The sequence below is a fragment of the Marinovum sp. genome (genome assembly GCF_034669705.1).
GTDB lineage: Bacteria > Pseudomonadota > Alphaproteobacteria > Rhodobacterales > Rhodobacteraceae > Marinovum.
In genome coordinates, this window is record NZ_JAXMOR010000016.1 from 25443 (window position 1) to 44435 (window position 18993).

At 64.2% G+C, this 18993-nt stretch carries 16 protein-coding genes; 10 read left to right on the forward strand and 6 right to left on the reverse strand.

Annotated features, from left to right (window positions below):
- Positions 1-56: 56 nt before the first annotated feature.
- From VOI27_RS12645 to VOI27_RS12655, 3 genes are all read left to right on the forward strand, one after another.
- Positions 57-1496 (forward strand): tripartite tricarboxylate transporter permease, encoded by a 1440-nt coding sequence (locus VOI27_RS12645; RefSeq protein WP_323765712.1) that lies wholly within the window; start codon positions 57-59, stop codon positions 1494-1496.
- The gene (locus VOI27_RS12650) at positions 1493-1945 is read left to right on the forward strand and encodes a tripartite tricarboxylate transporter TctB family protein (RefSeq protein ID WP_323765713.1); all 453 of its coding nucleotides are present in this window, start codon (positions 1493-1495) and stop codon (positions 1943-1945) included. Before VOI27_RS12645 ends, VOI27_RS12650 begins: the two co-directional genes overlap by 4 nt.
- Positions 1946-2308: 363 nt before the next feature.
- Entirely contained in the window at positions 2309-3070 is a 762-nt protein-coding gene (locus tag VOI27_RS12655) for an SDR family NAD(P)-dependent oxidoreductase (RefSeq protein WP_323765714.1), read from the forward strand.
- A gap of 49 nt (positions 3071-3119) precedes the next feature.
- Here VOI27_RS12655 and VOI27_RS12660 read toward each other — a convergent pair whose 3' ends face one another.
- The 4 genes from VOI27_RS12660 to VOI27_RS12675 all read right to left on the reverse strand — a co-directional run bounded on the left by VOI27_RS12660 (position 3120) and on the right by VOI27_RS12675 (position 7817).
- Positions 3120-4604 (reverse strand): sulfatase, encoded by a 1485-nt coding sequence (locus VOI27_RS12660; RefSeq protein WP_323765715.1) that lies wholly within the window; start codon positions 4602-4604, stop codon positions 3120-3122.
- A gap of 15 nt (positions 4605-4619) precedes the next feature.
- A complete protein-coding gene (locus tag VOI27_RS12665; RefSeq protein WP_323765716.1) occupies positions 4620-5315 on the reverse strand; it encodes an HAD family phosphatase in 696 nt (231 codons plus the stop codon).
- Positions 5312-6814 carry an FGGY-family carbohydrate kinase gene (locus VOI27_RS12670; RefSeq protein ID WP_323765717.1) on the reverse strand — a complete coding sequence of 501 codons (1503 nt, stop codon included), beginning with the start codon at positions 6812-6814 and terminating at the stop codon, positions 5312-5314. The genes VOI27_RS12665 and VOI27_RS12670 overlap by 4 nt, the downstream gene beginning before the upstream one ends.
- A 199-nt stretch (positions 6815-7013) precedes the next feature.
- Positions 7014-7817, reverse strand: coding sequence for a BtpA/SgcQ family protein (locus VOI27_RS12675; RefSeq protein ID WP_323765718.1), 804 nt, complete (start codon positions 7815-7817; stop codon positions 7014-7016).
- Between the two features lie 162 nt (positions 7818-7979).
- On the opposite strand from VOI27_RS12675, the gene VOI27_RS12680 reads away from it, so the two are divergent.
- The 7 genes from VOI27_RS12680 (at position 7980) to VOI27_RS12710 (ending at position 16306) form a co-directional block, all read left to right on the forward strand.
- Positions 7980-9344, forward strand: a complete 1365-nt coding sequence (locus tag VOI27_RS12680) for an extracellular solute-binding protein (protein ID WP_323765719.1) — start codon at positions 7980-7982, stop codon at positions 9342-9344.
- A gap of 202 nt (positions 9345-9546) precedes the next feature.
- A complete protein-coding gene (locus VOI27_RS12685) occupies positions 9547-10404 on the forward strand; it encodes a sugar ABC transporter permease (RefSeq protein WP_323765720.1) in 858 nt (285 codons plus the stop codon).
- 2 nt (positions 10405-10406) lie between these two features.
- On the forward strand, positions 10407-11294 hold the full coding sequence (locus VOI27_RS12690; protein WP_323765721.1) for a carbohydrate ABC transporter permease: 888 nt from the start codon (positions 10407-10409) through the stop codon (positions 11292-11294).
- 4 nt (positions 11295-11298) lie between these two features.
- Positions 11299-12357, forward strand: coding sequence for a sn-glycerol-3-phosphate ABC transporter ATP-binding protein UgpC (locus VOI27_RS12695; RefSeq protein ID WP_323765722.1), 1059 nt, complete (start codon positions 11299-11301; stop codon positions 12355-12357).
- 4 nt (positions 12358-12361) lie between these two features.
- Positions 12362-13768, forward strand: coding sequence for an amidase (locus VOI27_RS12700; protein ID WP_323765723.1), 1407 nt, complete (start codon positions 12362-12364; stop codon positions 13766-13768).
- Between the two features lie 98 nt (positions 13769-13866).
- Positions 13867-14655: a DeoR/GlpR family DNA-binding transcription regulator gene (locus tag VOI27_RS12705; protein WP_323765724.1), complete on the forward strand. Its 789-nt coding sequence runs from the start codon at positions 13867-13869 to the stop codon at positions 14653-14655.
- Between the two features lie 130 nt (positions 14656-14785).
- Positions 14786-16306, forward strand: coding sequence for a sulfatase (locus VOI27_RS12710; RefSeq protein WP_323765725.1), 1521 nt, complete (start codon positions 14786-14788; stop codon positions 16304-16306).
- A 191-nt stretch (positions 16307-16497) separates the two neighbouring features.
- Here the strand turns inward: VOI27_RS12710 and VOI27_RS12715 are convergent, their stop codons facing one another.
- Positions 16498-17436 (reverse strand): LysR family transcriptional regulator, encoded by a 939-nt coding sequence (locus VOI27_RS12715; RefSeq protein ID WP_323765726.1) that lies wholly within the window; start codon positions 17434-17436, stop codon positions 16498-16500.
- 46 nt (positions 17437-17482) lie between these two features.
- The gene (locus tag VOI27_RS12720; protein WP_323765727.1) at positions 17483-18991 is read right to left on the reverse strand and encodes a tripartite tricarboxylate transporter permease; all 1509 of its coding nucleotides are present in this window, start codon (positions 18989-18991) and stop codon (positions 17483-17485) included.
- Positions 18992-18993: the final 2 nt, after the last annotated feature.

The window sequence follows — 18993 nt, forward strand, 5'->3', positions numbered from 1 at the left end:
GTCCGGCGCGCGCAGGCGCATCGGACCCGACCACCGCCGGGAAAGGAAAGCAGGCCATGCTTGACGTCATCACGCTCCATTCAGCGACATTGATCGCGCTGGGGGTCTTTCTTGGCATCGTGGTCGGGGCCATTCCGGGCCTCACCGCGACGATGCTGATCGCCCTGAGCCTGCCCTTCACCTTCACGATGGAGCCGATCCCGGCGATCTCGATGCTCGTGGGCATGTACGTGGGCGGCGTCTCCGGGTCGCTGATCACCGCGATTGTCCTGCGCATCCCCGGCACACCGGCCTCGGTGATCACCACCCTCGACGGTTTCCCGATGGCCGCGCGCGGCGAGGTTGGCCGTGCCCTGTCGCTGGGGATCTATGCCAGCTTTGTCGGCGGTATCATCAGCTGCGGCTTCCTTGTGCTGCTGTCCGAGCCGCTGAGCCGCGCCGCGGTCAAATTTTCCAAGTTCGACTATTTCGCCCTCGTGGCAATGGCGCTGGTCCTGATCGTCACCCTCAGCCGGGGCAACATGATCCGTGGGCTGATTGCCGGCGGGCTGGGCTTGCTGGCGGCGGTGCCGGGGGCCGATCCGATCAGCGGCTCGTTCCGCTTCACCTTCGGCATCCAGTATCTCGAGAACGGCCTGCCGATGCTGGCCGTGCTGGTCGGGCTCTTCGCCGGCAACCAGATCCTGCAAGAGGCCCTGTCGATGGGCGAGGCAAAGCCCAAGGACACCGAGCAACCCCAAAAGGTCCGCTTCAGCCCGCGCGAAACGCTGGCGCATTGGAAGACGCTTGCGCGCTGCTCGGTCATCGGCACCTGGGTCGGCGTGCTTCCCGGGGTGGGGGCCAACGTCGGCTCGGCGCTGGCCTACGGGGTCGAGCGCAGCATGGCGCGCGACCCGGAAAGCTTTGGCACCGGCAGTCCGCAGGGCATCGTGGCATCCGAGACGGCGAACAACGCCACCGTCGGCGGCGCGCTGGTGCCGCTGATCGCGCTTGGCATTCCCGGCAGCGTCGTCGATGCGATTCTGCTGGGCGCGCTGGTCATCCACGGGCTTCAGCCGGGGCCGTTCCTGTTCCGCAACTCGCCTGACATGGTCAACGCAATCTTCAGCGCGGCGGTCATCGGCAATGTGCTGATGCTGGCGATGATGCTGCTGCTGACGCCGCTGATCTCGCGCGTTGCGCGTGTGCCGAAATCGATCCTGTTGCCACCGCTGATCCTGATGTGCGTGATCGGCACCTTCTCGATCTCGAACAGCTGGGCCACGGTCGTCGTCATGCTGGTCTTCGCCGCGCTTGGGTTCGCCATGGAACGGGCAAACTATCCCCTCGCACCCTTCGTGATCGGCTTTGTTCTGGGGCCGATTGCAGAGGCAAACCTCAGATCCGCGACGATGTTCACCGACGGGGCCATCCTGCCGCTGGTGCTTCAGCCGATCCCTTTGGCGGTGATGGCGATCATCGCCGCCATGCTCTTGGTGAACCGGAGGCTGGCATGATACGTCCCCGGACCTGGCTGCAGCGGTTTGCGCCGTTCGATGTGATCGCGGTCCTATTGGGCCTGGCCTTTCTGGTGACGGCGCTTCGTACCCCGCCGGAGGCCTATGACGTCATCGGCGCGCGCGGATGGCCTCTGGCGGTGGCACTGGGCTGCCTTGGCCTCCTGGCTCTTCGCCTCTTGGTCGCGCGCGCCCGGGACGAAGCCGAAACAGACCGTGCCGGCCCGCGATTTTGGCTGTTTTGCAGCGCGAACACGCTCTTCGTGGTCATCTTGTCCTTGAAGGTCCTGCCGTTCTTCGTGACGGCCGCCATCTTTTCCACGGTCAACCACCTTCTGCTGGCAAACACCCTCAGCGCTGCGCGCGCGGTTGGTGCATTGGCCGTCGCGACCGTGGTCTGTTTCGCCCTGCAGGCCTTGTTCACGGGCGTGATCTACGTCGATCTGTAGGACGCCGTGCTGCGGGAGGTTTGGTGAGTGTTGCTTGCCTCTGCTCCCCAATCCCGCCGCCCATACGACCCCAGCTCAGCCGATCACCCGCCGGTGGCAAGAGCCGCAAGACACCTGAGAGTACGCCGGGCAGGGCGACCGAAATCTGCCGCCGAGGTATTTGATCGCCGGGATTGAACCTCAGGTGCCGGCGCTGTGCCAGACCGGCCGGGAGCCGTAGCAAGATCACCAGACTGAACGACCGCAGAGGCGAGCGGCGCCTGAGCAATCTGAGCTCACTCAGGTTAATTGTTTGTGTGTTTTGGTTCGTATGTGTTATAATTCGGTTGAATATGTGAGATAACCGGAGAGGCACCCAATCACATGGCAGAGACAGTCTTCATCACCGGCGCGGCCAACGGCATCGGTCTCGCGTCGGCCCGGGCGTTTGCGGCGGCGGGGTTCAACCTCGTCCTGTCCGACCTTGATCTCGACCGCTGCAAGGCGGTGGCCGCGGATATCGACGCGCCGAAAACCTGCCACCGGGTCGACGTGAGGGACAAGGCGTCGATCGAGGCCGCCTTCGAGGCCGGGGCCGAGGCCTTCGGGCCGATCTCCCGCTGTCATGCCAATGCCGGGGTGTCGAACATGAAGCCCGCGCTCGAGCTGACCGAAGAGGATTGGGATTTCAACTTCGACGTCAATGCCAAGGGCGTTTTCTTCACCAACCAGGTCGCGGTGGCGCATTTTCTGGCGCATGGCACCAAGGGGGCGATCGTCAACACCGCCTCGCTCGCCTCCAAGGTCGGGGCGCCGCTGCTGGCGCATTATTCGGCGTCGAAGTTTGCCGTGCTCGGCTGGACCCAGGCGCTGGCGCGGGAACATGCCAAGGACGGCATCCGGGTCAACGCGGTCTGCCCCGGTTTCGTGCGCACCCCGATGCAGGCGCGGGAAGTCGCATGGGAGGCGGAGTTGCGCGGCATGACGCCCGACGAGGTGCTGCAGGATTATATCGACCAGACGCCGCTGGGCCGTATCGAGACGCCCGAGGACGTGGCTGATGTGGTGGTGTTCCTGGCCTCGGATGGCGCGCGGTTCATGACCGGACAAGGGGTGAACGTCACCGGCGGGGTCTATATGACCTGAGATCGGGTGGCGCGGTGCAGAGTGAACGCCCCGCGCCGCCGGACCGGGATCAGTAGTTGCCGGTCCGTTCGATGCCGGCGTCAGAGGTCGCCATCACCGCGTCGAGATGCAGTTTCAGCAACCGGATCTGCTCGCGCTCGAAGCCCGGCTTGTCCCAGAGCGAGACGAACTCTCCCGGGTCTTCCTGCAGGTCGAAAATCTCGGCCTTGCCGGCATCGTGATACATGCAGGTCTTGTAGCGCCCGTCAAAAACCATGGTGCCGTGGCTCTGATAGGGCATCCCCGCCAGCGCCTCGTTGAATTCGCAAACCACGTGCGGCTTGTGCGTCTCGGCCGCGCCGGTCAGCAGGTCGGTCAGCGGCCTGCCCTGCATGGTGTAGGGTAGGTCCACACCCGCGATGTCGAGGATCGTCGGCGCGAGGTCGACCAGTTCGACCAGCGCATCGGTCTGCGTGCCGGGAGCGGTCACGCCGGGCCAGCGGATGATCAGCGGCACGTGCACCAGCCCCTCGAAGAATCGGCAGCCCTTGTAGAGCATACCGTGATCGCCCATCATCTCGCCGTGGTCGGAGGTGAAGATGACGATGGTGTTCTCTGACTGCCCACTGTCCTCCAACGCCTTGAGCACCGCGCCGATGCGGTCGTCGACCATCTCGATCATCGCGTAGTAGCAGGCCTTGACCATGCGGGCGTCGTAGGTGTCGGGCGGAAAGTCGAACAGGTTGCGGTCTTCCAGCGGGGTTTGCGACTGGTCGATATCCTCGGCCGGATCGTAGTGCCGCACGTCCTGGATCTTCTTCCATTGCTGGTCGATGTCCCAGAACTCTTCCTGCCGCGCGATGTCGCTGTCGCGAAACAGCGGCAGGGGCATCTCCTCGGGAGTGTACCGGTCAAGGAACTCCTGTGGCGGAAAGAACGGCGGGTGCGGATCGACCGCGTTGAGGTTGAGAAACCACGGCCCGTCCTTGTGATCTTCGATGAAGGCCGCGGCCCGCTCGGCCCACCAGGTCGATTGCTGAAGCGCCATCGGCAGGCCGGGACCGTAATCGCGCGGCGCCTTGGACAGGAGCTCGGGATAGAGCGTCAGCGGATCGCCGATGCCATGCTTGTGCTTCAGCCACGCGTCGTAGTCGCGCCCGATCGGCCAGCAATCGGACAGTTCGGCCACGTCGTAGCCATCTTCGGGGATCAGTTCGATCCGGTCCTCGGACCGCGACAGGTGGTGCTTGCCGATCAGGCCGGTGGTGTACTCGGTCGTCTCCTTCAGGATCGCCGGCAGGATCTTCTCCGCCGCGGGCCAGTGATCGTTGCCATTGCGGTGCACGTGGTGCGAGGCCGGGTAGCGCCCGGTCATGAAGGAGGCCCGGCTCGGCGTGCAGATCGGCGCCTGGCAATAAGTGCGCATGAACGACAGGCCCTCGGCGGCCAGCCGGTCGAGGTTGGGCGTGTTGATCGCCGGGTTGCCGTGGGCGCCGATGGTGTCGAACCGTTGCTGATCGGTGGTGATCCACAGGATGTTGGGTGTGTCTGTCATGCTGATCCGTCTCACTCAGGCGTGCCGAAGACGTTGCGGACCCTGCAGTTCTTCGTGCGCATCGCGGTCGATCCCGGTGGCGCCGGCCTGCTCGGCGATCACACCGGTCAGCTCCGCGAGGCTGGCGATCGGGGTCTGCCCCTCCGCCCGGTCCTTGGCATGGAGAAATGCCACCGGCAGTCCAGCGGCCCGGGCGCTCGCGGCACCGGTTGCGCTGTCTTCCACCGCCAGAACCTCGCTCGGATCAAGCCGCAACAGGTAGCAGGCGAGCCGGTAGGGAAACGGGTCGGGCTTGCCTTCGCAGACGTCATCGAGACTGAGGCTGAATTCCATGAACTCGGCAACACCGATGGCGGCGAGGTTTGCATCCACCACCGCGCGGTTGGAGTTCGAGACCGCGACCTGGCGCAGACCCTTCTCGGCAAACCCGGCCACGACCGCCCGCGCACCGGCGATCTCGACCAACCGTCGGGCATTGTCGGCAAACGCGCGGTTGATCTTCTCTGACCAGGCGGCAAAGGACAGCCCGGCGGGAAAGCGCGGCTGCAGCTCCTTCCAGACATTACCGATGTGGACGCCGACGAAATGCGTATCGTCGAGATCGGAGATATCCACCTCATGCGCCAGGCAGACCTGCTTGAGCGCAAACAGGTGCAGCGGTTCGCTGTCGACCAGGGTGCCGTCGATATCCCATGCGATGGCCTTGATCATTGGCGCTGCTCCCTCTGCATCCGGTAGGTTTCCCGGAAAAAACCGTAGCCGGCGTCGTAGCCGGCCCGTTGTGCGGGGTCTGGCTGGACCTCGTCGCCGTAGCTCACGCAGTTTGCGACGCCGCCCCAGTCATCTGTGGCCCCGGTGGACATGCCCGCCAGCCAGGCCGCGCCAAGACAGGAGCCGGGATGCCCGGTCAGAAGCTGGACCGGGGCCTGCAGCACGTCGGCGCAGATCTGCATCCAGAGCCGCGACTTTGACCCGCCGTCAGAGGCGAGGTAGCGCGTGGTGGGAAAGCCCATCTCGTTGAAGACTTCGATATGGTGGCGGAAGGCATAGGCGTAGCCTTCGAGCAGCGCGCGCCAGAGGTGGCGGATATCGTGGTTGAGGCTGAGGCCCAGGATCGTGCCGCGCGCCTCGGGGTCGTGGATCGGGGTCTTCTCGCCCAGCAGATAGGGGATGAAGGTCACGCCATCGGCGCCCGGCGGGATCTCGGCGGCCAGTTCATCGAGGTACTGATGCGGGCTGATGCCGCGTTTTTCCGCCTCGGCGGCCTCGGCCTTGGCAAATTGCGCGATGAACCAGTTCAGGGCCGAGCCGCCGGTCGACATGCAGCCATTGGGCATGAACAGGCCCGGGATGATGTGGTAGTCGAGGAACATTCGCGGGTCGGGGCGGGCCGTGTCGGTGGCGATCATGATGTCGGCCGCACCGCCGAACTTCAGTAGCACGTCGCCCGAGGCCAGAACCCCGGCGGCATAGGCCGAGGCGATGTGATCCGCCGCGCCGCCAACCACCGGCGTGCCCGCCGCCAGACCCGATTGCGCCGCGGCCTCTGGCGACACCTGCCCGATGATTTCGGCCGAGCCGGCCTTGTCGGGCACCATGTCGCGCCGCAGGTGGGCCAGCGCGATCAGGTCATCGGCGAGGTCATTGGTGGACAGGTCGACAAACCCGGCCTCCAGTGCCCAGTTCTGCTCCACCCTCCGCACGCCGGTGAGGCGCCAGTTGATATAGTCGTAGGAACCGAAGACCGTGGCGATCCGGGCAAAGACTTCGGGCTCGTGCTCTTCGATCCAGCGGATGCGGCTGGCCACCAACTGCTGGTTGATGCCATTGCCGGCGCGGCGGACGAACTGCGCCTCGGGCACCTCGGCGGCGATCTCCTTGACCTCCTGCCCGGTGCGCCCGTCGCTCTGCTGGATCGAGGGGCGCAGCACCGTGCCCGCGCTGTCCAGAACCACTGTTGCCGGCAACATGCCGGTGGTGCCGATGGCCGCGATCTCGGTGTTCTGCAGGCCGGATTGCTGCAGAAGCTCCGGCACGATGGCGCAGACATTCGCCCACCACTCGGCCGGGTCTTCCTCGGCCCAGCCCTGTTGCGGCGAGGACAGGGTCACCGGCCGGGTGGCCGAGGCGAGGATCCTGGAAGACGAGACATCGAGGATGATGCCGATGGTGGAGGTTGTCCCGATGTCGAGACCGATGACGCAGCTCATGAGACGCCCCTGTGATTGCTGGTTTTCTGTGCGAATACTTTCGGATCTTTTGTTGCTTTGTATTACTTTCCGTGCCGGTGTGGCGGTGGTGTTTCTGACAGGTCATCCCCCTCGCCACGTCGCCGCTTGCCGGAAACACGGGCGCATGAACGGCCCGGCGGGCCGCCCATGCTTCGGTTCCCGTGAGTGGGGAGCAGGTTCAGCGTAGCGTGTTGACCTTATCCATGAACCGTTTGACCCGGTCGGCATCGACCGCGTTCCAGGTGTCGCCGTCGACCTTGAAGTGCGAGCCGATGATGCAGCCGGAGGCCACTGACATCACGTCGGTGACATTGTCGACGTTGACGCCGGTATTGGCAAAGACCGGGACCATCTCGCCCACAGCCTCGGCCACCTTGCGCAGGTCCGAGGCATCGGCGGGTTGGCCGGTGATCGGGCCTGACACAAGGATGGCGTCAGCCAGGGAGGAGAAGATCGCCGATTTCGCGCGCAGCTCGATCGGCCGTTGGTCCAGCGAGTGGGCAAATTCGGCGTTGATATTGAAGAACAATTTCAGGTCCCGGCGATCCAGGTCGCGTTTCATGCGGGCCGGGCGGGCGGCATTGGGGGCCCAGACGCCCATGTCCGAGGCGAAGACGCCGGTGAAGATTTCGCGCACCCATTTGGCCTGGGTGGCCACCGCGATGGCGATCGAGGCGGTCGGATCCCAAAGGTAGTTGACCCCGAAAGGCACCTTCAGCTCGGGTTTGCAGGCCTGCACCACGGCGGTGTAGGCGGCAATCGATTCCGGCGTCGCCTCGAGCAGGTAGGGGCGGTCGTTCTCGTTGCCGAACATGATCGCGTCGACGCCACCATCCTGCAGCTTGTGAATGTCGGACAGGGCGTCGTCGATCAGCTTGTTGATGCCGCCGTCCGAATCATAGAGCGGCGAGCCGGGCAGGGCGCCCATATGGCACATGGATACGACAGCGCGTTTCTTATCCCCCAGAAAATCGAAAATCATGGGCTGAGACTCCTCGAAGCAAATTTCTACTGCTCAATAACTAACATAAAAACACAAATACGCAACATTTTTGTTTTGATCTGTCTTATTTTGTGCTAAACAGGAAATGTAGACACAATAAACAGGGCCGCGGCGTGGCGGCAATCACAGGGAGAAAGACAGATGACGAAAGTGAAAACATCGCTCGACGACGTGCTGATGGCGCGGCGCAATTTCCTCAAGGCGCTGGCGGCCGCGGGCGCCGCAGGTGCGGGCATATTGCCCAGTATGTCCTTCGCCCAGGAGGCCTATGCCGCCCGGCCCGATCATGACGTCGATCAGATCAACCTCGTCGTCTGGCAGTACGGCAATATTTATGAAGAGATCGCCGCCAAGTTCGAGGCCGACTGGGGCGTGCCGGTGGAAAAGGTCATCGAGCCGAACATCGAGCCTCAGATCGCCAAGCTGACCACCATGTATGCCGCCGGCGAAGACATCGACGTCTTCGTCTCGATCCTCTCGACCATGGCGAGCTACATCGACCAGGGCATCGCCGCGCCGCTTGACGGGCTGCCGGGTGTCGAGGCTTATATCGAGGACATGACGCCGCTCGCGCGGTCGACCGCCACCGTCGATGGCAAGCTCTGGGGGCTGCCCTATCTCTCGATCGCCTGGGCGTTTGCCTATAACGAAGAGCTGTTGGCCAATGCGGGCTTTGCCGGAAAGCCGTTCCAGACTTGGGAGGAGCTGACGGAACAATGCCTCAAGGCCAAGGCCGACGGTGTCTCGAACTACCCGCTGCTCTGGGTTGGTGGCCCGGCGCTGGAAACCCTGCCGGGGACCTGGTTCAGCCAGGTCTGCAACCGCGGCGGACGGATCTTCGACGAGGACATGAACCCTGAAATGGGCCCCGGCTCGATCGCCCGCGAAGCGCTTCAGTACTTCCAGGACACCTTCATCAAGCACGAGATCGCGGACCCGGATTCGCTGAACCTGAAGTTCCTGCCGGCGGTGAAGGTCTTCAATACCGGCAAGCACCTCTATCTCGGCACCTTCCACAACTACTTCATGAACCAGATGAACGATCCGGCGCAGTCGCCGATTGCCGGCAAGGGCAAGATCCATGGCCTGCCGGGCGACGGCGCGACCCTCGTGGCCACCTGGTATTACATGATGTCCGACGCGACGCGCGACCGTGAATGGGCGTGGAAGATGCTGCAGTACCTCGGCGGCAGAACCAAGGACGGCACCTATACCCAGGCGCTGAGCCTGGCGAAGAGCTCGATGCTCTATCCCGGCTTCACCTCTGTCGCGCAAAGCGACGAGGTCCGCGAGGCCTGGTCCGACCGGGTCGATGTCGACGTGCTCAACGAGATCTTCTCCAACGGCGTGAACTACGAAAAGGTCGTCCCGGCCGTCACCCAGCCCTGGTACAGCAAGTGGAACGAACAGCTGAACCTCGAGCTGACCGCCTGCCTCAAGGGCGAGATCTCGGTCGACGTGGCCTGTGACAACATCACCGCCGCCGCGATTGCCGCCAAGCGCTGAGCCGCAAGACCGGGGATACCGGCCCGCGGGCCGGTATCCCGCACAGGGCTGCCGCATCCCCGGATCGCTGGCACCCCGCCACCAGAAATTGTAGAAATATTGGACACTTCTCATGGTAGGACAGTCAGACACTGCAATCGGCAAGAGGAGAGCGACACGACGTCGTTGGGGAGAGCTGGCGCCATCCTGGCTGGCCCTCGGCATGAACGTCCCGACCCTGCTCTGTTTCGTTCTCATTCTCGCCTACCCGATCTTCTTTGCCGGCTACCTGTCCTTTCACGAAGTGGGCGTGCGCGAGCTGCGCTCCGGCGAGTATTCCTTTACCGGCTGGGCCAACTATGCAGAGCTGTTCAGCGACCCGGTGTTCTGGAAATCGCTGAAGAACACCGTGCTGTTCGTGGTCATCTCGGTCCTGCTCGAGGTGGTGATCGGCCTCGGCATCGCGCTGGTGATCAACGAGCACCGGGTCAAGCTGTCGAAGGTGACCAAGTTCCTGATCCTCGTGCCCTGGGCGGTGCCGCCGATCGTCAACGGCTTTCTCTGGGCGTTCATCTTCAACACCCAGTTCGGTTATCTGAACCGTCTGCTCTATCAGCTGGGTCTGATCGAGGAGCAGGTGATCTGGCTCGGCAACCCCTCGACCGCCTTCATGGCGATCATCATCGCCTATGTCTGGCGCACGGTTCCCTTCAACATCCTGCTTTACCATGCGGCGCTGCAGGGCATCCCGGATCACCTCTATGAGGCTGCCGAGCTCGACCGCGCCACCATGTGGGAGAAGTTCCGCTACATCACCCTGCCGCTGCTGCGCCCGATCATCGCGGTGACGCTGATCCTGCGGACCACCTTCGCCTTCATGATCTTTGACGAGATCTTCGCAATCACCCAGGGCGGTCCCGGCAACGATACCTGGGTCGCGGCCTGGTACACCTACAAGACCTCGTTCAATCCGCCCTTCAACATCGGGGTGGGGGCCGCCTCGGCCTATGTGCTGGCGCTCATCGTCGGTGTCGTGGCCATCGCCTATGTCCGCTACGTCTACAAGAAAGTGGAGTACTGATCATGAACCGGATGACATGGCGCTACCGCATCTTCATGAACCTGGCCAACGTCCTGGTGATCTGCTTCCTGATCCTGCCGCTGGTGCCGGTGGTGCTCGGCGCGCTGCAATCGGAACGCACGCTGCACGAAGACGTCTGGGCCCTGCTGCCCGCCGAATACACGCTGGACAATTTCCGGCTGATCCTGTCGGGCGGCGAAAACAAGGGCGAGGCCTTCCAGGGCATCGACTACCTGCCGAACTCGGTCACCTGGTTCCGCAACGCCTTTCTCAATTCCGTGCTGGTGGCGGGCAGCGTGACGGTGCTGACCCTCGTGCTGGCCACGCTCACCGCGCTGACCGTCACCCGGCTCAAGCTGAACTGGACCGGCTACCTGATGAACGCCACCGTGGTCAGCCGCATGGTACCGCTGATTGTGCTGATGCTGCCGCTCTTCGTGGTGATGCGAAACCTCGGGCTGCTCAACTCGCTTTCCGGGATCATCATGACCGAGGTCGGGCTGTTGCTGCCCTATGCGATCATCATCCTGGTGCCCTATTTCCAGGCCTTCCCCAAGGAGCTCGAAGAATCCGCGCGGCTTGACGGCTGTTCGCGCTTCGGCGCCTATGTCCGCATCGTGGTGCCGCTCTCGACCCCGGCTCTGGCGGCCTGCGGGGTGATCATCTTCATCATCTCCTGGCACGAGCTTCTGATCCCGCTGATCATCGCCTCGAAGCCCGAATTCATGACCTTGCCGGTGGTGCTGGCGGGACTGGTGTCCGACCAGTTCGTCTTCTTCACCGTCATGATGGCAATCTGCCTGATCGGTCTCGCTCCGACCCTGCTGTTGGTGCTTCTCCTGCAAAAATACCTTGTCAAAGGCCTGACGGCCGGCGCCGTAAAAGGATAATCTCATGGCCAATGTTTCCGTCGAAAACCTCAAGAAGAACTATGGCACCGTCGAGGTGATCCATGGCATCGACATCGACATCCAGAACGGCGAATTCGTCGCCCTCGTCGGTCCCTCGGGCTGCGGCAAATCCACCCTGCTGCGGATGATCGCCGGGCTCGAGGATGTCACCGGCGGCACCGTCAGCATCGACAACGACGTGATCAACGACATCGCGCCGCGCGATCGCGACATTGCGATGGTGTTCCAGAGCTACGCGCTCTATCCGCATATGACGGTGGCCCAGAACATGGGCTTCGCGCTCAAGCTGGCGAAGGTGCCGGCGGACGAGACCGAGGCCCGGATCCGCGAAGCCGCCGCGACGCTGAACCTCACCGATTATCTCGAACGCTATCCGCGCGAGCTGTCGGGTGGCCAGCGCCAGCGGGTCGCCATGGGCCGCGCCATCGTGCGCAGCCCCAAGGTGTTCCTGTTCGACGAGCCGCTGTCGAACCTCGATGCCAAGCTGCGGGTGCGTATGCGGACCGAGATCAAGTCGCTGCACCAGAGGCTGGGCGCGACCTCGATCTATGTCACCCACGACCAGATCGAGGCGATGACCATGGCCGACCGGATCGTGGTGATGCGCGGCGGCAATATCGAGCAGATCGGCTCGCCGCTGGAGCTCTATGACGCGCCGGTGAACGAGTTCGTGGCGACCTTCATCGGCTCGCCCTCGATCAATCTGCTGGAGGGCACCATCAACGGGGCGGTGTTCGAGCTGAGCGATGGCAGCACCCTGCCCCTGCCCGCCGGCGTCACAGGCCCGGACGGCCGCGCGGTGAAATACGGCATCCGGCCAGAGCATTTCGAGATCGTGCAGGGCGAGGGCATGACGGTGATGAAGGTCGACGTGGTCGAACCCACCGGCAACGAGACCATCCTGAGCGGCACCATCGGCGGCCAGGAGGTGCAGATCACCCAGCAGGAGCGGCTCAACCTGCGCCCCGGCCAGGAAATCCCGGTCTCCCTGCGCCTGACTGCGGTGCACCTGTTCGACGCCCTGACCGGCCAGAGGATCTGAGACGATGACCGCAACAGACCTGCACTGGATGGACGCCAGCGAAATCGCCGCGCGCGTCAGGGACAAGACGCTCTCGCCGGTCGAGGTGACCGAGGCCTGCATCGCGCGGATCGAACAGCGCGATGGCGAGCTGAACGCCTTTTGCCTGCCGATGTTCGACATCGCCCGCGACAAGGCGAAACAGGCCGAAGCGGCGCAGATGCGCGGCGAGTTCTGGGGTCCGCTGCACGGGGTGCCCTATGCGATCAAGGATTCCGATGACTACAAGGGGCAGCTGACCACCGTCGGATCGCTGCCCAACAAGGGTCACGTCGCCACCGGCTTTTCGCCGATCATCGAACGGATGGAGCGGGCCGGCGCGATCCCGCTGGGCAAAACCACCACGCCGGACATGGCCTGGATCGGGCTGACCTATTCGGAGCTGCACGGCATGACCCACAATCCATGGGACAAGAGCCGCAACCCCGGCGGCAGTTCCGGCGGCTCTGCGGTGGCGGTTGCGGCGGGAATGGCTCCACTGGCCACCGGCACCGACGGTGCCGGCTCGATCCGCATTCCGGCCTCGTTCTGTGGCATCTACGGGCTCAAGCCCTCGCATGGCCGCATCCCGCTGATGTTGCCCAACACCAACCAGCACACCCATTACGGCCCGCTGACCCGCTCGGTCACGGATGCTGCGCTGATGATGGAGGTCTGTTCCGGCCCCGACGACCGCGACCTCTATTCGCTGGAATGTCCCTCGCCCAAGTACCTCGAAAGCCTCGACAAACCGCTCAAGGGGATGCGTGTCGGCTGGAGCGCAGACCTCGGGTTCGTCGACAAGATCGACCCGGAGGTGCTGGCCACCTGCGAAGCGGCGGCGCAGCGCTTTGCCGATCTCGGTGCCGAGGTGGTGCCCGCCGATCTGGACCTGTCGGGATCGATGGAGATTGCCAAGCGCAATTGGCAGGCGATCATGTCGGCCATCGTGAACCACCGGCTGGGCGATCATCTCGACGCGCTCGATCCGGCGCTCGTCGCCTGCGCCCGCGGCGCGCTGACCCAGACCTCCGGCGAGTTCCTGTTCGACAAGGTCAACGCCTTTCCGATCTACCAGCGGCTGGTGGGCTGGTTCGAACAGCACGACCTGTTGCTGACCCCCGCGGTTGCCTGCCTGCCGGTCACCAACGGGCGCCTGCTGCCGGAGGACTACCCCGAGCATGACTGGGACTGGATGGAATGGGCGCCGTTCAGCTCTCCGTTCAACCTGTTCCACAACCCGGCGGCCAGCGTTCCGGCCGGACTGTCCGAGGCAGGATTGCCGATCGGGCTACAAATCGTCGGGCCGCGCCATGCCGACGCGCTGGTGTTGCAGGCCTCGCGCGCCTATGAGCGTGTGGCGCCCTGGGCACACCAGCGGCCCCCGGAGTGAGACGGTCTCGGGGCAGGCACAAGGTCCATCGACAAGGTCTGTTCGGTTTTGATAGTTTTCCTGTATGTTTGCCCCGAAATCAATTTTGAGTTGTCGCCATGAGCACGAAACGCATCCCCGCCACCGTCCGGCTTGAAGCCATTCTGGCCGAGGTCGAGAATAACGGCCACGCCTCTGTCAGCGAGATCGCAGAGCGGCTGGGCGTGTCCGAGATGACCATCCGGCGCGACATGGACAAGCTCGGCGCCGAGGGCTACGTCGTGCGCACCCACGGCGGGGCGCATTCGAACGATGATTTGCGCAGCAAGGTGTTCGAGATGGTCGAACCCAGCGTCGAGAACCGGGCCACCCGCAACCGGCCCGAGAAAAAGCGCATCGCCGCCAGTGCCGCCCGCCGCATCCAGCCGCGTTCGACGATCGCGATCGATGTCGGCACAACCTGCTACGAGCTGGCCTCGCAGATCTCTGACAACAGCGTGCATATCGTCTGCGCCTCGCTGCCGATCCAACGCCTGCTGGCCAAAAACCAGATGCAGATCTACGCGCCCTGCGGCCGCATCGCCGGCGCTGACCCGTCGACTGTGGGCGCGCAGACCGTCGCCTACCTGCGTGATTTCCGGTTCGAGATCGCCTTTCTCGCGGTCGCCGGGATCACCGAGGACGGGCTGTTCGACTATTCCTTCGAGGATGCGGAAATCAAGAAGACACTCGCCGGTCAGGCGCAATCGCGGGTCCTGCTGGTCGACAGCTCGAAGATCGGCAAGTCCTCTGCCGTCAGGGTCATGGGGTTCGACAGTATCGACGTGCTGATCACCGACGCGCCGCTTCCTGCGGAGATGGCCGCTCTGCTGAATGAGTTTAACGTCGAAGTGGTCATCGCGGTGTGACAGCCTTGTGCGAGCGCAGCCCGGGGGGAGCGCACAGAAAACAACAATACCTCTCAAATTAGTTTGATTATGATCGATATTGGTGGTATTTGTTAGATCACATCTTGTACTTCCGGACTGAGAGGCCACCATGCGCATCATCTACATTGACGTCGATTCCCTGCGTCCCGATCACACCTCGCCCTATGGCTATGCCCGGAAGCTGACGCCGAACATCCAGTCGATCGCCGATCGGGGGGTGCGGTTCGACGAATACCACAGCTCCGACTGTCCCTGCGTCCCGTCGCGCGGCGCGATGACCACCCAGAGGTTCGGCGTCACCACGGGCCTGACCGGGCACCAGGGCAATGACGGCGATCTTTACCTGACCGAGTCGCGCAGCCAGCGCAGCAGCGCGCCCTTCCTCGGCTTTCACCTGGCCAACACCGGCGGCTATCACACCGTCGGCATGACCTGTTTCGCCGAGCGTCACCAAGCCTACTGGTTCCACGGCAATTTCATGGAGTTCATCCGCCCCAGCCTGTCGCTCGGCATCGACGAGGATGCCGCCGACGTGGCCGACACCGCGCTCGACTGGCTCGACCGGCGTGGCAAGGACGACAAGTGGTTCCTGATGCTCAACTTCTGGGACGCGCACCGCGACTACCAGATCGACAAGGCAACGCTGGACCGCGCCGCCGCCAGCGGCCCGGCCCCTGACTGGCCCGACGCGGAGACGATCGCCGCGCACCAGGACCTCTACGGTGCTGCCACCGCCAAGGACCTGCACGGTGCCTATGGCGACCCCTCGCCAAACCCCGAGATCACGCCGCATGCGATCACCAACCGCGCCGATTTCGAGCAGTTGATCAACGGCTACGACGGCGCGATCTCTTATATCGACCATCACATCGGCCGCATCCTGGCAAAGCTCAAGGAGCTGGGGATCGACGACGAGACGGCCATCGTCTTTACCGCCGACCACGGTGAGGCCTTTGGCGAACATGGCATTTACGGCGAGCATGCCTATGCCCACCCGGCCAACACCCGGGTGCCGCTGATCGTGCGCTGGCCCGGCGTGACCGACGATCTGCCGGACGAGAAACGCTCGCATGACGGGCTGTTCTATCACCTCGATTTCGGCCCCACGCTTTGCGACATGCTCGGCCTGCCGACGCCAGAGGGCTGGCACGGTCAATCTTTCGCGCCGGTGCTGCGCGGCGAGGAGTTTGACGGCCGCGATCACCTGATCCTGAGCCAGGGGGTCCACACCTTCCAGCGCGCGGTGCGCAAGGGCGACCTGCTCTATATCCGCACGCTGCATCCGGGCACCTACAAGGCCGATCCCGAGGCGCTTTATGATCTGTCCAACGACCCGCACATGACGCGCGACCTGATGCCGGATCAGCCGGAGCGCGCAGCGCCTCTCAAGGCCGACTTGGCCGATTGGTGGTTCGAATACGCCGGGCGGTCCACCTCGGAGCCCGACAAGATGCAGCAGAACCTCACGCGCGGCCCGGTCCTCTACTCCGATCCAGAGCTCTATCTCGAGCGTTTGGAGGCCTCGGGGCGGGGCGAGCTGGCCGCCGACTATCGCGCGCGGCTGGGCGGCTTCCTGAAAGATCCGCACGCGGTTCCTGCCCATGAAATGGCAAAGCCTACGCCGATTTGAGGTGACGGGACCTGATGCGAGGCAATCGAGCTGTACCCGTGGGTAAACCTCACCTGCCGAAGTGCCGTGGCGGGATGGCAAGAGGCTCCTCCGAAGTGTCGAGAGGAAACGCAGAAGACTTCGGCCGGGCGAAGGACCGCGGAGGGGCCTGAGCGGGGCTAGGGGTATAGGGCAGGGGCGCGCCGCGCCTGTTATCCTGATGAGGGCGGAGGGGCGCCACCGAGGTCCTGTCGCCGCGATGCCTCTGAGGTGAGATCGGCCATGATGGTGCAGATGGTGCGGATTTCCGCGCAGTCCTGCAGCGACTTGCGGACGAAAATGCCGGCCTGGTTCTCGCTGATCAGCGGCGTGGTCGGCACGACCGTCAGCTCGGGCAGCGGCAGGACCTTGTCAAGCTGGAGCGGGATGGTCATCACCGCCCGGACCCGTTGAACGTACTGCAGACCGGTAAAGAAGGACGAGGTGCGAAAGATGAACTCCGGCGGCCGCGCGCCGCTGCGTTCAAAGAAGTTCGCCACCAGTTCCTTGAAATGCGGGTTCTCGCTGTAGACCACCCAGTCGAAATCCGTCAGATCGTCGGCCGCCAGTTCGGCCTTTCGCGTCAGCGGGTTGTCCCTGTGCATGACGACGCCGACATCAACCTTCAGCAACGGCACAAAGGCCAGCGGATCGTCGGGATCGAGCGACTCGCTAGCGCCCAGCACCATGTCCAGCTCGCCGCTCCGCAACTTGGGCAGCAGGACCGGGTTCACCCCGGCCTCGAGGTGCAGGCCGAGCCGGGGAAACGCCACCCGCATCCGTTGCCAGACATCGGCCATGTAGCGGATGTGGAACAAGGGGCCGGCGCCGACCCGCAACTCGGCCATCCGGGCGACCTTGAGAAGATCGATGGCCTCGGCAGCCTGCAGGTATTCCTGTTCGATGCGCCGGGCGTGATGCAGGAACTGTCGGCCGGCACCGGTGAGTTCCATGCCGCGGGGCCGGCGGTCGAACAGGGTGATGCCGTGCCGGTCCTCGAGGTTCTGCAGGCGCTTGGTCAGGGCCGGCTGCGTGATCGCAAGTTCGTGGGCCGCCGCCGACAGTGAGCCGGTCTTTGCAATCGCCAGAAAGGCTGCGAGATCTCGTTCCATTCCGCACGATAGCCCAAGCCCGGCCCGGCTGCACCGTCAATTGATCTCAGTCGCCGAGGCTCGGAAGGGTCTCGGGCGCCTTGTCTTTCCGCCGGAGTGCCCGGATCAGGACGACCACCAGCACCAGCAGGTTCACCGCCAGGATGGTGGCGCTGATCGGGCGTTGCACAAAGATGTCGAGCTCGCCCCCCGACAGCAGCAGCGACCGGCGCATGTTGGATTCCAGCAGCGGCCCGAGCACCAGCCCGATCACCAGCGGCGCGGCGGGATAGCCGAAGCGGTGCATGCCAAAGCCTATCGCGCCGAAGCCGAGCATGATCCAGAGATCGAACTGCGACGACTGCACCGCGAATGTGCCGACCACGCTGAGCACCAGGATCAGCGGGATCAGGAAGCGGTTCTGGATTTTCAGGACCGAGGCGAAGAGCGGCGCCAGCGCGAATCCCAGAACCAGCAGGAAGACATTGGCCAGCAGGTAGACCGCAAAGACGCCTTCGACCAGGTCGCCCGACAGGGTGAAGAGCTGCGGACCCGGTTGCAGGCCCAGCAGCAACAGCGCGCCCATCAGCACCGCCGCCGCCGCGTCGCCCGGGATTGCCAGCGCCAGGGTCGGGATCAGCGCGCCGCCGCAACAGGCGTTGTTGGCCGCCTCCGAGGCGATGACGCCACCCTTGGCGCCGTGGCCGTATTCGCTGCTGTCACGGGCCGAGGACTTGGCGACCGCATAGGCGGTGAACGAGGCCATCACGCCGCCGGCGCCGGGCAGCGCGCCCAGAAAGGTGCCGATCACCGAGGACCGCAGCAGGTTGAACTTGTCATTGAAAACCGTGCCGATCGAGCGGAACGAGACCCGGAACTTTCCGATGTCGCGGCGTCCCTCGGTGCGGCCGCCGAGGATCTGGTTGGCGAGTTCCGGCAGCGCAAAGAGGCCGACGACGGCGGGAACGATGCCGATCCCGCCCAGCAGATCGTTGTTGTCATAGGTAAAGCGGGTGACCGAGGACATCGGATCGGTGCCGACGGTGGCGATCAGGATGCCCAGCAGCCCGGCGATGATCCCCTTGGCAAAGCTGTCGCCGGCCACCACCACCACGGCGAGGATGCCGGTGATGGCAAGGGCAAAGAACTCGGGCGCGCTGAAATTCACCGCAAAGGCGGCAAGACGCGGGGCCCCGAAGACCAGTACGACGCCGCTCAGCAGGCCGCCGATGGCCGAGGCGGTGATGGCAAGGCCCACGGCCTCGCCCGCCTGACCCTTCTGCGCCATCGGATAGCCGTCAAGCAGGGTCACGGCGGCCAGCGGTGTGCCGGGCACGCGCAGCAGGATCGCCGAAATCGCGCCGCCGCAGGAGCCGGCGACATAGATCGCGATCAGCAGGCCCATGCCGCTGACCGGGTCCATGTAGAAGGCGACCGGCAGCATCAGGATGATGCCCATCAGCGGCCCGAGTCCCGGCATGGCGCCGATGAACAGCCCCAGAAAGGTGCCGATCAGCACGGTGAGGATGGCAAAGGCGGGCAGGCTGCCGCCGAGGAATGTCAGATCATGAAGCATGT

Excerpts from the sequence above, each read along its gene's own strand:
- VOI27_RS12715 (WP_323765726.1), bottom strand. The coding sequence starts at position 17,436 with ATGGAACGAGATCTCGCAGCCTTTCTGGCGATTGCAAAGACCGGCTCA.
- VOI27_RS12680 (WP_323765719.1), top strand. The coding sequence starts at position 7,980 with ATGACGAAAGTGAAAACATCGCTCGACGACGTGCTGATGGCGCGGCGC.
- VOI27_RS12685 (WP_323765720.1), top strand. The coding sequence starts at position 9,547 with ATGAACGTCCCGACCCTGCTCTGTTTCGTTCTCATTCTCGCCTACCCG.
- VOI27_RS12665 (WP_323765716.1), bottom strand. The coding sequence starts at position 5,315 with ATGATCAAGGCCATCGCATGGGATATCGACGGCACCCTGGTCGACAGC.
- VOI27_RS12660 (WP_323765715.1), bottom strand. The coding sequence starts at position 4,604 with ATGACAGACACACCCAACATCCTGTGGATCACCACCGATCAGCAACGG.
- VOI27_RS12705 (WP_323765724.1), top strand. The coding sequence starts at position 13,867 with ATGAGCACGAAACGCATCCCCGCCACCGTCCGGCTTGAAGCCATTCTG.
- VOI27_RS12670 (WP_323765717.1), bottom strand. The coding sequence starts at position 6,814 with ATGAGCTGCGTCATCGGTCTCGACATCGGGACAACCTCCACCATCGGC.
- VOI27_RS12710 (WP_323765725.1), top strand. The coding sequence starts at position 14,786 with ATGCGCATCATCTACATTGACGTCGATTCCCTGCGTCCCGATCACACC.
- VOI27_RS12645 (WP_323765712.1), top strand. The coding sequence starts at position 57 with ATGCTTGACGTCATCACGCTCCATTCAGCGACATTGATCGCGCTGGGG.
- VOI27_RS12695 (WP_323765722.1), top strand. The coding sequence starts at position 11,299 with ATGGCCAATGTTTCCGTCGAAAACCTCAAGAAGAACTATGGCACCGTC.
- VOI27_RS12650 (WP_323765713.1), top strand. The coding sequence starts at position 1,493 with ATGATACGTCCCCGGACCTGGCTGCAGCGGTTTGCGCCGTTCGATGTG.
- VOI27_RS12675 (WP_323765718.1), bottom strand. The coding sequence starts at position 7,817 with ATGATTTTCGATTTTCTGGGGGATAAGAAACGCGCTGTCGTATCCATG.
- VOI27_RS12700 (WP_323765723.1), top strand. The coding sequence starts at position 12,362 with ATGACCGCAACAGACCTGCACTGGATGGACGCCAGCGAAATCGCCGCG.
- VOI27_RS12690 (WP_323765721.1), top strand. The coding sequence starts at position 10,407 with ATGAACCGGATGACATGGCGCTACCGCATCTTCATGAACCTGGCCAAC.
- VOI27_RS12720 (WP_323765727.1), bottom strand. The coding sequence starts at position 18,991 with ATGCTTCATGATCTGACATTCCTCGGCGGCAGCCTGCCCGCCTTTGCC.
- VOI27_RS12655 (WP_323765714.1), top strand. The coding sequence starts at position 2,309 with ATGGCAGAGACAGTCTTCATCACCGGCGCGGCCAACGGCATCGGTCTC.